The organism is Pectobacterium aquaticum (assembly GCF_003382565.3).
Taxonomy (GTDB): Bacteria; Pseudomonadota; Gammaproteobacteria; order Enterobacterales; family Enterobacteriaceae; genus Pectobacterium; species Pectobacterium aquaticum.
In genome coordinates, this window is the sequence record NZ_CP086253.1 from 120,021 (window position 1) to 132,790 (window position 12,770).

10 protein-coding genes are annotated in these 12,770 nt (G+C 52.9%); 3 read left to right on the top strand and 7 right to left on the bottom strand.

Features of this window, described 5'->3' with window-relative positions:
• The first annotated feature begins 43 nt into the window (after positions 1 to 43).
• Positions 44 to 1,234 carry an aminotransferase-like domain-containing protein gene (locus DMB82_RS00500; RefSeq protein WP_116164055.1) on the top strand — a complete coding sequence of 397 codons (1,191 nt, stop codon included), beginning with the start codon at positions 44 to 46 and terminating at the stop codon, positions 1,232 to 1,234.
• 290 nt (positions 1,235 to 1,524) lie between these two features.
• Here the strand turns inward: DMB82_RS00500 and DMB82_RS00505 are convergent, their stop codons facing one another.
• The 7 genes from DMB82_RS00505 to ltnD form a co-directional block, all read right to left on the bottom strand.
• The gene (locus DMB82_RS00505) at positions 1,525 to 3,195 is read right to left on the bottom strand and encodes a methyl-accepting chemotaxis protein (RefSeq protein WP_116164057.1); all 1,671 of its coding nucleotides are present in this window, start codon (positions 3,193 to 3,195) and stop codon (positions 1,525 to 1,527) included.
• Between the two features lie 748 nt (positions 3,196 to 3,943).
• The gene (locus tag DMB82_RS00510; RefSeq protein WP_102118130.1) at positions 3,944 to 5,623 is read right to left on the bottom strand and encodes a methyl-accepting chemotaxis protein; all 1,680 of its coding nucleotides are present in this window, start codon (positions 5,621 to 5,623) and stop codon (positions 3,944 to 3,946) included.
• Between the two features lie 323 nt (positions 5,624 to 5,946).
• Positions 5,947 to 7,305 (bottom strand): GntP family transporter, encoded by a 1,359-nt coding sequence (locus DMB82_RS00515; RefSeq protein WP_116155922.1) that lies wholly within the window; start codon positions 7,303 to 7,305, stop codon positions 5,947 to 5,949.
• A gap of 194 nt (positions 7,306 to 7,499) precedes the next feature.
• The gene (otnI, locus tag DMB82_RS00520; RefSeq protein WP_116164059.1) at positions 7,500 to 8,282 is read right to left on the bottom strand and encodes a 2-oxo-tetronate isomerase; all 783 of its coding nucleotides are present in this window, start codon (positions 8,280 to 8,282) and stop codon (positions 7,500 to 7,502) included.
• Between the two features lie 33 nt (positions 8,283 to 8,315).
• Positions 8,316 to 8,972, bottom strand: coding sequence for a 3-oxo-tetronate 4-phosphate decarboxylase (gene otnC, locus DMB82_RS00525; RefSeq protein WP_103943798.1), 657 nt, complete (start codon positions 8,970 to 8,972; stop codon positions 8,316 to 8,318).
• Positions 8,969 to 10,243, bottom strand: a complete 1,275-nt coding sequence (gene otnK / locus DMB82_RS00530) for a 3-oxo-tetronate kinase (protein ID WP_116164061.1) — start codon at positions 10,241 to 10,243, stop codon at positions 8,969 to 8,971. Before otnK ends, otnC begins: the two co-directional genes overlap by 4 nt.
• Positions 10,240 to 11,154, bottom strand: coding sequence for an L-threonate dehydrogenase (gene ltnD, locus DMB82_RS00535; protein WP_014917036.1), 915 nt, complete (start codon positions 11,152 to 11,154; stop codon positions 10,240 to 10,242). Before ltnD ends, otnK begins: the two co-directional genes overlap by 4 nt.
• A gap of 338 nt (positions 11,155 to 11,492) precedes the next feature.
• Here ltnD and ygbI point away from each other — a divergent pair, with 338 nt between their 5' ends.
• Positions 11,493 to 12,254 carry a DNA-binding transcriptional repressor YgbI gene (ygbI, locus tag DMB82_RS00540; RefSeq protein ID WP_116164063.1) on the top strand — a complete coding sequence of 254 codons (762 nt, stop codon included), beginning with the start codon at positions 11,493 to 11,495 and terminating at the stop codon, positions 12,252 to 12,254.
• A 30-nt stretch (positions 12,255 to 12,284) separates the two neighbouring features.
• Positions 12,285 to 12,701, top strand: a complete 417-nt coding sequence (locus DMB82_RS00545) for a hypothetical protein (RefSeq protein ID WP_116164065.1) — start codon at positions 12,285 to 12,287, stop codon at positions 12,699 to 12,701.
• The last annotated feature ends 69 nt before the right edge of the window (positions 12,702 to 12,770 follow it).

Below are 12,770 nucleotides of genomic sequence, written 5' to 3' on the forward strand. Positions count from 1 at the left end.
CGGGCCGGTTTACCGGCCTGTTTCGTAGAAGGGTTAAGAAGAAATGGCCATTGAAGGGTTGTTAGCGCACCGCATCGCTCGGTTAAAAAGTTCCGCCATCCGTGAACTGCTGAAACACAGCAAGATGGAAAATATTATCTCGCTGGCTGGCGGGATTCCGTCAGATGCATTATTTGATTTCGAAGGGCTAAGCCAGGCCACGCAGTTAGCGATTACCGAACAGCCGAAAACGGCATTCCAGTATGGTTTAACCGAAGGAAGCGGCGTGCTGCGCGATCGCATTGCCGAACTGTGTGCCGTACGCGGCGTAAAAACGCGCGGTGACGATATTGTCGTGACGGCCGGTTCACAGCAGGCGCTTGACCTGATCATGCGTGCGATGGTCGATCCGGGCGACGTGTTCGTCGTTGAACGCCCGACTTATCTGGCGGCGCTGCAAACGCTGGAACTGGCGCAGGCGCAGGTGATGTCGGTGTCGTCCGATGCCGACGGCATGGTCGTTGATGAGCTGGAAGAGCTGTTGAAGAAACAGCGTATCAAAGGCGTTTATATCGTTCCGAACTTCGGTAACCCGAGCGGCGTTACGCTGAGCTATGAACGTCGCCTGAAATTGATTCAACTGGCGGAGCGCTACGGTTTTGTCATTATCGAAGACGATCCCTATGGCGAGTTACGCTTCACCGAAGAGCGCAACCCGACGCTGTTCCAACTGGCGCAGGAGCAATTGGGCAGCACCGAATATGTGCTGTATACCTCTACGTTCTCGAAGGTGCTGGCGCCGGGATTACGTCTCGGCTGGGCGATTCTGCCGGATTGGCTGTTGCACAAAGTCGCGATTATCAAACAGGCCGCTGACCTGCATGCCAGCGCGCTGTCGCAGACCGTCGCGGAATGCTATCTGGGGTTGGGACGTCTGGATACGCAGATCGAGAAAATTCGCCACGCGTATAAGCACAAAGGCGAACTGCTGGCAAAACTGGTCGAGAAGGAACTGGGTGATGTGATCACCTTCAACCAACCGAAAGGTGGGATGTTCCTGTGGGCGAAGTTCCGTCAGGACGATTTCAACACGACGGAATGGCTGAAGAAGACGCTGGAGCAGGGCGTTGTTTTCGTGCCAGGTGAGTTCTTCTTCCCAGACAATATCGATTACTCAACGCTGCGTCTGTCCTTTGCGACGGCTACGGATGAGCAAATGCATGAAGCGGTAGCACGCCTGCGTCGGGCGCTGTAATCGCCGATAACGGATTACCCGCTAATGTAAAAAGCCGCTGAAGAGTCAGCGGCTTGAGGTTGCTGACAAAGTCGTAGAGCGGGAATAACGGATAGATCGTAAAGACGCTGTAAACACGTCCCTGTGCGCTCGGATTGCGCCATCCCTGGCGCAAACGCTTTACTCTTCTATTCCGTTATGCCCGTTTTCATTCGGTAAATAGGTTTGTCAACGGTCTGAAGCCGCTGAAGAGTCAGCGGCTTTATTTTGTGTGCTAAGTGGCTTGGGAATCTATCACTTGGCCGCGTTCGTTAAAAGGTTTCCCAATTATCACGGCTTGTGCTGCCTGATGTACCCGCCAGAGCCAGCCTCGGTGCCGTCGGCTTCTTCGCTTGTGATGTCAGCCGTGGTGCTGGCGTTTGAACGCCGCTGATTTTGAACACGCCCATTAATTCCAGCAGCGTTCTGGCTTGCTCACTCAGGCTGTCTGCGGCGGAGGCGGATTCTTCAACCAGCGCGGCGTTCTGTTGCGTCACCTGATCGAGCTGATTCACCGCATCATTCACCTGAGCAACGCCCTGTTCCTGCTCGTGCGTGGTCAGGCCAATTTCACTGAGCAGGTTGGCAACATGCTGAGACTTTTCGACGATCTCTTTGATGGTGATGCCCGCATCGTTAACCTGTTTCTCCCCCATTTCCACGTTGGCCACACTTACGCTAATCAGATCTTTGATTTCACGCGCGGCAGAAGCGGAACGCTGTGCCAGAGATCGCACTTCACCCGCGACTACGGCGAAGCCACGGCCTTGTTCACCGGCTCTGGCCGCTTCAACGGCAGCATTGAGCGCCAGGATGTTGGTCTGGAAAGCAATGCTGTCGATGACGCCGATAATATCGCCGATCTTACGTGAGCTGGCGGTGATATCTTCCATGGTACGCACAACGTTATTGACTGCATCGCCGCCTTTTTGCGCCGTGGTGCTGGCGGAGTGGGCTAGTTCTGTGGCGGTGCGTACGGTCGCAGCGTTCTGCTTCACCGTGGTATTCATTTGTTCCATTGAGGCGGCGGTTTCCTGAAGATTTGCAGCCTGTTCTTCCGTGCGCTGGCTCAGATCGGTGTTGCCCATCGCAATCTGCGTCGCGCCCGTGGCGATAGATTCGCTGCTCTGGTGCACTTGACCTACGAGGTTGCTCAGGTTTTGACGCATATCTTCCATCGCCGCCAGCACGCTAGTGGTATCACCATCGCGCAGTTCAATCGCAACGGCCAGATTCCCTTGTGCAACCTGACGCGTGACTTCCAACGTGTAGGCCGGTTCTCCCCCGAGCTGACGTTTAATGGTTCGAGTTATCCACCATGAAATCATTGCGCCCAACACAACAGCAAGCAGAGCGATGATGACCATCAGCGTGCCGGCACGTGTGGCATTCTTTAAGGACTGGTTAGCAGCATCAACCGTAATCTTCTCTTGCCAACTAACCATGTCATTCAATGCGCTGAAGACGATATCCTGCTTAGCCTGAACGTCGGTTAATAGTAGATCTTGAGCTTCTTTGTTCCTGTGTGCTATGACCAGTGCGATGGCGCTTGTTATGCTGTCGTTATAGGTTGGCCGTACGCGATCCAGTGCCGCAATCAGTTCCTGTGAATGTTGATCGATAGCGCGGTCGCGTATTTTTGCGAGTAATGCGTTATTACGGGCGATCATATTGTCGATGTGGGTTTTCTCTTCCTGCATTTTCCGGCTGTCTTCCCGCATCGTCAGGTTTCTGATGACGATCGCGTTAGTGTTTATGTTGTCTTTAAACTCCTTCATCATCATGAGGTTGGTAATGCGGACCTGCGACAGCAGTTGAATGTTTTCCCCGAGCTTGTCGAGTTGGATACGGCCAAATACCGCCACCAGAAATCCGATAGCGATGATCAGGGTAAAGCCGATCCCTAGCATTTTACCCAGGCTACTCTTTTTGATGAGATTCATTGTGTCCCTTATTATATGTTGAGAATGAATATGGTTGGTGTCGGCGTGCTTTAAACGTGAAATAGGGGTTGCGCAAATGTATTTATTTTGCAAGTACCATCACGTTGATACCCTAAAGACTCGCGTCGCAGAAAGATAAATAAACATGCGACTTGAAGAATGACAGGTATATCCTTTCCCGTAATCGTTGCCTGTTTTCCTTGGCTAATAAACTTATCCTAAGTTTACTTTTTCCTGTCACGCTTTCCGGTAAGTAGTCGTCGTGTCTGGTGCGCTAGAACATAGACAAATAAGGGTAAATGATGGCGCAGGAGTATAAAAGGTGGCGGTAAAAGCCGCAATATCTCTGTGGGTTAGAGAAAAAATAAACTGCGGTCATGCTGTAATGCTAAATTGACAATCATGTTAATAAACGTTGTGGTTATGATTTTTTGCTTATTTATTCAACGCTGAGGGGTGTTTATTTTTTATTCATTCTTTTTTTTCGAACAACATGATGTTTTTACCTTCATATATTTGATGTTTTTATCATCGAAAATTGCCATTCCTCGTTTTTTATTGATTTTATTCCATCGCGCTTAATATAAAACGCATTGCTGTTTTTTCTCTTTATTCATTGTCTTTCCCTATTGAAAGATTTCGCTCGTCATCGTCGATGAGGGTCGGAAAGGTAATGTGAGACGTTCGGGTCATAACGGGATAAAAAACCGCTGATCGCTCAGCGGTTTTGGGGGGACTTGGCTGGCTGTTAAAAGGTTTCCCAGTTTTGCTTATCGCTTCTCGTGCTGCTTTTAGGATTAGCGAGAGAGAGTTTGGCGCTGTCAGGCCGTTTCAACGGCGGTGTAATACGCTGTGACGATCCGCCTTCAACGATGAACACTTTCATCAGTTCGACCAGACGGGCAGCCTGATCGCTCAGGCTATCGGCGGCAGAAGCGGATTGCTCAACGAGTGCGGCATTCTGCTGCGTGACCTGGTCAAGTTGGTTCACGGCATCATGAATCTGCGAGACGCCGGATTCTTGCTCCTGCGTAGTGACGCCAATTTCGTTAAGCAGACCCGCAACATTGTGTGCCTGACGTACCAGCTCTTCAATCGTCGCGCCAGCGCTGTCTACCATGGCGGAACCGGCTTCCACCTTCTCGACGCTGTGGCCGATCAGCTCTTTGATTTCTTTTGCCGCAGAAGCGGAGCGTTGTGCCAGAGAACGCACTTCACCCGCAACCACCGCAAAACCACGGCCTTGTTCGCCAGCCCGTGCGGCTTCCACCGCGGCGTTGAGCGCCAGGATGTTGGTCTGGAAGGCGATGCCGTCAATGACGCTAATGATATCGCCAATTTTACGCGAGCTGTCGGTAATCTCTTTCATGGTGACAACGATATTGCCAACGGCTTTGCCTCCTTTGGCGGCGGTATCGCTGGTGGCCTGCGCCAACTGCGTGGCATTACGTACCGTCTCGGTATTTTGGCGCACGGTCTGGCTTATTTCTTCCATTGACGCTGCGGTTTGTTGCAGATTCGCCGCCTGCTCTTCCGTGCGCTGGCTGAGGTCGGTACTGCCTGCGGCAATCTCGCTGGCACCGGTTGCGATAGATTCGCTGCTCTCACGCACCTGTTCAACAATCCCACTCAGGCTTTTGCGCATACCGTTCATGGCAGCCAGCACGCTGTGGTTGTCGCCGGGGCGCAGATCGACGCTGACGGCTAGATTTCCCTGCGCAACCTCTTGGGCGATGTGTGCCGCGTAAGCCACCTCACCGCCCAGCAGGTTTTTTATCGTGCGGGTAATCAAGATGGAGATAAAAATCCCGACGAAGACTGCGAACGCAGCGAACAGCAGCAGCGTATTGCCATCGTCTCTGGCTTTATGCATGGCGTTGGTCGTCGTTTCCATCGTTTGTTTTTTCTGCAACGCCGTCAGCCCGTCCAGAGCAGCAAAAACTGACGCTTGTGCGGGGGGTAATTCATTGACCATAACTAACGCGGCCTGCACTTTTTCTTCCGGCACCCCGGAGAGGCTTAATGCAATAGCGTTATTCACCGCTTTCAGATAAACCGGCCGAGCCTGCGTAAGCTGTTCCAGCAAGGCACGCGCCTCCGGTTCGGCAAGCTGTTTATAGACTTTTTCCAGCGCTTCACTATTACGGGTAATTTGCTGATCTAAAATGCGTTTTTCTTCCTGGATACGCGCGCTGTCTTGTGACAGCCCGATATTACGGACAACACGGGCGACAACCTCAAAGCCACTCTTGGTGTCCTGAATGAGGAGCAGGTTGGTCAGGTTTTTTTCAGAGAGTGATTCAATATCTTTACCCAGATTGGCGAGATGGACGCGCCCCAGAATGGCAACCATCAGACCGATAATGATGACAGAGGCGAAACCCGTGCCCAGCATGGCACTAAGTTTCATTTTTGATAGAAAATTCATAATGTTCCTTTATTATTTTTCATTGATTGATGCAGGCTTTACCTTACAGATTGGTCATCCTTTACGACAGGTCAGGAATGGGGTGCGCTTCTGATTGCATACTGCGGTATGCCAATTTGCGAGAGCGGGCAGGAGAACGCGTTGTTTCTTACCCAAGCGATATTATAAAGGCAGAATAAAAACGGGTAGATGCGGAATACGGGAGTAAAAAGGGCGCATTTTTCAGCATAAAGGAGGTATGTACATGCATTATTCAGTTGATACCAACGGGGAAGCTGCAGCCTCCCCATTGTGAAATTTCACACTTTACAGCACCAGCGCTATTACAGCACCAGCCACAATGCCCATGTGAAGAGGAACCCGGCCAGCCCGAGGATAGTCGTCAACACCGTCCAGGTGCGCAGGCCGTCGGCGACGGACAGCCCCAGATATTTGGTGACAATCCAGAAACCGGAGTCATTGACGTGCGACAGACCCAGCCCGCCAAAGCAGGCAGAGAGCGTCACCAGCACCAGTTGCATCTGGTTCAGGCCGCTGACGGCTTCGCTCAGCAGGCCGCAGGTGGTGAGAATGGCAACGGTAGCGGAACCTTGCGAGGCACGCAGCGCCAGTGACAGAAGAAACGCGGCAGGCACCAGCGGCAGGTGAATGCTGGTCAGCGTATCCGCCAGCGCCTTACCGACACCGGATTCCACCAGCACTTTACCGAATACGCCGCCCGCACCTGTCACCATGATGACGACCGCCGCGGCAGGCATGGCATCGCCCATAATGTTGCCGGTCTTTTCAAGCGACCAGCCTCTACGCATGGCGATAAAGTAAAAGGCGAGTGCTAGGGCAATCAGTAGCGCAACCGCAGGGGAACCGACCAACGTGGTGATATTACGCAGCGGGTGGCCTGCTGGGAACAGCGTCGCCGCCACGGTGCCGAGCATAATAATGGCGATAGGGATGACAATCAGCGCCGTAACCAGACTAGCGGAAGGCGCATTCTTATGTGGTGCCACCTCATTTTTTTCTTCAGTTTTTGCTAATTGCAGTTGCTCCAGCACATCAACAGATAGCGCGTACTGCCGACGGTTAATATATTTTGCAACCCAGAAACCGATGATGCCGACAGGAATAGAGATCGCCAGCCCTAATATAGTTAACCAGCCCACATCGGCTTTTAACAAACTGGCTGCCGCAACCGGTCCAGGATGAGGGGGCAGGGCGACGTGAACCGTCAACATCACTCCCGCGACGGGCAGACCGAATTTAAGTGGAGAGACCTTGGCGACTTTTGCGAAACCATAAATAATAGGTGCCAGAATAATAAAGCCGACATCAAAAAATACCGGAATGCCGAGAATAAATGCTGCCATGGTCAATGCGGCAATGACGCGTTTTTCTCCCAGTGTTTGCGTGAATTTCTTTGCCAAAGACTCAGCGCCACCAGAAACTTCGATCATTCTGCCCAGCATGGCACCTAGCCCAATGATCATGGTGATCGAACCGAGTACCCCGCCCATTCCACTGGACATCACTTTCATTATTTCTTCTGTGGGTATTCCGGTTGCTAATGCAACCAATAGGCTGACGACCAGCAGGGCAACAAAGGGCTGAATTTTAAATTTAATGACCATCAGCAGCAGGAGTAATACCCCGGCGATAGCGATGCAGAGTAAGAGCGAGGTGGCCATGTTCTTATCCTCATTGATCCCGTCTTTTCAATTCAGAGGCTGAAAAGGTATTGGGTTATTGTTTTATTTGAAGAAAAGGGTGACCTGATTCCCGCATCGGAATAATGCGGGAACCTGACCTTTTCTCGATATTTTATAAATATGTCTCTGGTGTTTATTCTTTTATGGGAACAGCAATATTTTTCCGCGATAACTTATTTCTTTAGATAGGGTTTAGCCCATCCCAACCCGTCTTCCGTTTTACCGCGTGGGTTATATTCACAGCCAACCCAGCCGGAATAATTCACGCGATCCAATTCGGCAAAGATGAACGGATAATTAATTTCCCCTTCATCGGGTTCATGTCGCGCAGGAACCGAAGCAATTTGAATATGTCCGATGCGGCCAGCCAAATCGTGAATAATTTGCGTCAGGTTGCCATCGACAATTTGTGCGTGGAAGAAATCCAGCTGGATATAAACGTTCGGCCTGTCGATCAGATTGGCTAATTCCAGCGCCTGATATTGACTAGCGAACAGGTAATTCGGCTTCACCTTCGCGCTCAGCGCCTCAATCATGATGTTGATGCCGTGCGGTGCAAACTTATCGGCGGCGTAGCGCAGGTTATCGATGAAGGTTTGCTGATAGGCAGCACGGTCTTCACCGGGCGGCACGACGCCCCCCATCACCAGCACCGAAGGGCAATCCAGAGCCAGCGCATATTCCAGAGCGTTATCGATATCTCGGCGGGCATCTTCAATACGGTCGGGCAGGGCAGAGACGCCCCATTCGCCCGCCGCAATATTGCCGGGCGCGGTATTGAACAACACCTGCTTCAGGCCATTTTCCCGCAGCTTTTCCGCCAGCAGCGGTGCTGGATAGTCATAAGGAAACAGGTACTCGACCGAGGTGAAACCCGCATCGGCAGCGGCTTTAAAACGATCGAGAAACGGCACATCAGTAAACAGCATAGAAAGATTGGCAGCAAACTTAGGCATGGTTAACTCCATAGCTCAGTAAAAAGTCACTCATCAAGAGAGCTCGGTAATTTCGTCAGCGGTGAGGTAGCGAATTTTTCGATCGCCGAGAATAAAAATCAGCTTGGCGGTTTCTTCCAACTCTTCCATGTTGTCCGCCGCCGCTCGCAGATCTTTACCAGTGACGACCGGGCCGTGGTTAGCCAACAAAAACGCCTTGTAGCGCGAGGCCAGCTTCGCCAGATCTTCACCGAGTCGCGCATCGCCGGGGCGGTAATAAGGCACGACGGGCACTTTACCGACGCGCATCACCACATAGGGCGTGAACGGCTTGATGGCATCCTGCGTGTCCAACCCTTCCAGACACGAGAGCGCCGTCAGATAGGTGCTGTGCAGATGAACGATCGCTTTGCATTCGGGATCGTTACGGTAAATCGACAGGTGAAAACTGACTTCTTTCGACGGTTTATCCCCGGAGAGCCACTCGCCACTCAGGCTGACTTTGGACAGCCGCTCGGCATCCAGTTCGCCGAGGCAGGAGCCGGTCGGCGTTGCCAGCAGCGTGCCGTCATCCAGTAACAGTGAGAGATTGCCCGCGGAACCGGTGGCATAGCCGCGCTGGAAAAAGGACGCGCCCAGCTTGACCATTTCCGCGCGTGCGCGCTGCTCGTTGTTCAACGCGGCTTCGGTGCTGTGGTGTGTTTCACTCATGCGGCAAACTCCTTTTGGGCGCGGGCAAAAAAGTCTTCATCACCGAAATTGCCGGATTTCAACGCCAGAGAGAGTGGATGATTGGTGGATCGCACCCACGGCACGCCGGGAGAAATGGACGGCCCGATATGGAATGCGTGGATGCCCAGCGTCTGTACCACGATGCTGGAGGTTTCACCGCCCGCGATGATGAAGCGCTGGAAACCGTCTTGCTGAAGCTGGCGGGCAACGGCGGCAAACAATTTTTCCACCGCCTGACTGCTGGCTTCCGCGCCCCAGCGCTGCTGAATTTGCGCCAGTTCATCGGGTGATGAGGTGGCGTACAGCAGCGGCGCGAGTGTGTCGTCACGGTGTGCCTTCACCCAGTCGGCCAGTTCCTGAACGTAGGCTTGCTGGGCATCATTGCTCTCTAAGCAGCGTGCGACGTCAATCGCGCGACCCGCCGCCTGTTTCAGATAGTGGGCGACCTGCTTGTTGGTCATCACCGAACAGGAACCGGACAGCACAACGCCTGCGCCGGACTGCGGCTTGCCTGCGCCGGTGGCGGAACCAGTCTGTGTCGCAGACTCTGCCCACTGACGCGCCAGCCCAATCGCCAGGCCGGAACCACCGGTGACCAGCTTCATATCGCGCAGCGCCTCACCCTGCGTTAACAGGTGCTGTTCGTTCAGCGTATCCAGCACCACATAGCGTATGCCTTGTTCTTTCAACTGCGTCAGCCGCTGCTTAACGGCCTCTGCCCCCTGATCCATCACGGCATACGGCACCAGCCCGCAGCGTCCGGCTGCCTGCTGCTCCATGACGCGCATCAGGTTACTGTCCGTCATCGGCGTGACGGGATGGTGGCGCATCCCGGATTCAGACAACAGCTGATCCATCACGAATAAATGCCCTTGATAGACGGTTCTGCCGTTCACCGGCAGCGCCGGAGAAATGATGGTTTGCGTTTCGCCAAGCTGTGCTAACAGCGCATCGGTCACCGGACCGATGTTGCCTTTCGCGGTGCTGTCGAAGGTGGAGCAATATTTAAAATAGAACTGCTGGCAGCCCTGCTGTTGCAGCCACGCCAGCGCCTTGAGTGAATCTGCCACGGCTTGTTCCGCCGGGCAGGAGCGCGATTTTAGGCTAATCACCACGGCCTGCGTGTCGACCTTAAAGTCTGACGGCGGTACGCCGTTGAGCTGCACGGTCGGCAGCCCGTTGTTCACCAGAAAGCTGGCGATATCTGTGGCGCCGGTAAAATCGTCGGCAATCACACCTAGCTTGATCATGGCGCCTCCTTCTTTTCCGGCAGCGTAATGCCGTTAAAAATCTTGATGACCGCGCTGTCGTCTTCTTTACCGAATCCGGCGTTGCTGGCGGCGGTAAACATATTGAATGCGGTGGAGGCCAGCGGCAGCGGGAAATGGAGCGATTTGGCGGTGTCGGTGACCAGCCCCAGATCTTTCACGAAAATATCAACGGCGGATTTCGGCGTGTAGTCGCCATCGACAACGTGACGCATGCGGTTTTCAAACATCCAGGAATTCCCGGCGGCGTTGGTCACCACGTCGTACATAATATCCAGCGGGATATCGGCACGCGCGGCCAACGCCATCGCTTCTGCGCCGGCGGCGATGTGTACGCCTGCCAACAGCTGGTGGATAATTTTAACGGTCGCACCCAGCCCGATCTCTTCACCGATGCGATAGACCTTGCCCGCGACGGCATCGAGCACGGGTTTCAGTTTCTCAAAAGCCAGATCGGAGCCGGATGCCATCACCGTCATGTCGCCTGCGGCGGCTTTCACCGCACCGCCGGATACGGGTGCATCCAGCATGATGAGCTGATGCTCAGCCAGACGCTGTTCAATGTTTTTGGCATCCTGCGCGGAGATAGTAGAAGACACCATAACCACGGTGCCGGGCTTGAGTTTCGCAGCGACCTGCGGCTCACCGAACAGAATCCCGTTAACTTGCGCGGCGTTCACCACCAGCAGCACGACGGCATCCAGCTTGTCAGCGAAGGCATCAATACGTGTGTCAGCCTGCGCCGCACCCGCCTGACGTAAGCGTTCCAGTGCCTGCGGGTTGATATCGACACCGTATGTCGTCAGGCCAGCGTTGATGCAGGACGCCGCAGCGCCAAAGCCCATGGAACCCAGACCGATAACGGCGACAGCATAATCAGAAGTCTTTTTCATCGTGGTTGCCTTGTTAAAATTAGTGATTTTTTGTTCTCTGGTGTTAAATATAAGGACTATCAGAACAAATTGTGGTGATTTTTATCACATAAATTAACATTGAGATCGTGATGATTCAGTGTAGTTGAACCTCGCCGGGAAGGTTATTTCCATTATTATATTTATATATCAGTAGATTATTTCTATTTTGGCATTGAGTGATGAGAAAGGTTGTTATGTCTGGCGTGGTTTATGACGTGAATTTATGATAATTATCGTCATCAAACGGGGTGTTTCTCACAATATTTATCAGCCACCCTATTTATCAGACCAGCACAACCAAACAGGGAACGGACAGCGTGATTCCAGTAGAACGTCATCAACAGATTCTGGCGCTGATCGCCGAGCGCGGCGCGGTAAGCATTAACGAACTGACCGAGCGACTGGGCGTGTCGCACATGACGGTACGGCGCGATGTGCAAAAGCTGGAGCAGGACGGCCTGCTGCTGAGTGTCTCCGGCGGCGTGCGCTCGCCTGAACGGCTGGCGATTGAGCCGTCGCATCAGGATAAATCGGTGATGTTCAGCCAGCAGAAAGAGGCAATTGGCAAACTGGCGGCGCAGCATATCCCGTTCAATAGCTGCATTTATCTGGATGCGGGCACTACCACGCTATCGCTGGCGCGCGAACTGGCCGATCGTGACGATCTGCTGATTGTCACCAACGATTTTGTGATTGCTGCTTTTCTGATTGAGTCCAGCCAGTGCCGCATGATTCACACGGGTGGCACGCTGTGTCGGGAAAACCGCTCCTGCATTGGCGAAGCAGTGGCACAGGCGCTGCGCAACCTGTTTATCGACATCGCTTTTATCTCCGCGTCTTCCTGGAGCCTGCGCGGGCTGTCCACGCCGAATGAAGACAAAGTGGTCGTGAAACGCGCGGCGGTGGACGCCAGCAGCAAATGCGTCCTGCTGTGCGACACCTCAAAATACGGCCGCATCGCCACCCATCTCGCCACGCCGCTTAGCGTCTTCGACAGCATCATCACCGACGACGGCCTGCCCGCTGCTGCTAAAGACGCCTTGAGCAAAATGGGGGTTGAGGTGCTGGTGGCGGGGTGAGGGGGTTATTTAGGCGAATATTTTAGAGATATGAAAAGAAGAATAAGCATACTGCTAAGTATATCGATCCTAATTGCTTTGCCGCTTCTCTATTATTGGCCTGCAATGGTTATTCTGACGGAAGGGAGTTCTCGCTACACGGAACAGGACGCCCGACGATATGAAATGCTTACAGACGACATCATTAAAAATAGCCCGCGTATTTCTTCTCTCTATGATTTTGGCTATGCAACGGTTGATGGCCCTGCGTTGGAAGTCAGCAATATTACGTTTCAAAATACCAATGATGCGACAAACATACGCAGCTATCTAGCGTCGCTTGGTTTTACGCTGAGTTACACAGACACGACCGGTGAGTATTGGAAGTCTACGGATTCAGATAAAACGATACATATAGGAATCATCAACGATCCTAAAATCGTTATCGTTGATGTTATTCGAAAATAGCCCTGAGCGTGGTAGTCAGTGCGTTTGAATGTATGGGTGATGTTCCGGTGTGTAGCATTTTTGTACACG

What these genes read in the sequence shown, in the direction of transcription:
- DMB82_RS00515 (WP_116155922.1), bottom strand. Translation starts at nt 7,305, where the DNA reads ATGGCCACCTCGCTCTTACTCTGCATCGCTATCGCCGGGGTATTACTC.
- ltnD (WP_014917036.1), bottom strand. Translation starts at nt 11,154, where the DNA reads ATGAAAAAGACTTCTGATTATGCTGTCGCCGTTATCGGTCTGGGTTCC.
- otnK (WP_116164061.1), bottom strand. Translation starts at nt 10,243, where the DNA reads ATGATCAAGCTAGGTGTGATTGCCGACGATTTTACCGGCGCCACAGAT.
- otnC (WP_103943798.1), bottom strand. Translation starts at nt 8,972, where the DNA reads ATGAGTGAAACACACCACAGCACCGAAGCCGCGTTGAACAACGAGCAG.
- DMB82_RS00500 (WP_116164055.1), top strand. Translation starts at nt 44, where the DNA reads ATGGCCATTGAAGGGTTGTTAGCGCACCGCATCGCTCGGTTAAAAAGT.
- DMB82_RS00505 (WP_116164057.1), bottom strand. Translation starts at nt 3,195, where the DNA reads ATGAATCTCATCAAAAAGAGTAGCCTGGGTAAAATGCTAGGGATCGGC.
- otnI (WP_116164059.1), bottom strand. Translation starts at nt 8,282, where the DNA reads ATGCCTAAGTTTGCTGCCAATCTTTCTATGCTGTTTACTGATGTGCCG.
- DMB82_RS00510 (WP_102118130.1), bottom strand. Translation starts at nt 5,623, where the DNA reads ATGAATTTTCTATCAAAAATGAAACTTAGTGCCATGCTGGGCACGGGT.
- DMB82_RS00545 (WP_116164065.1), top strand. Translation starts at nt 12,285, where the DNA reads ATGAAAAGAAGAATAAGCATACTGCTAAGTATATCGATCCTAATTGCT.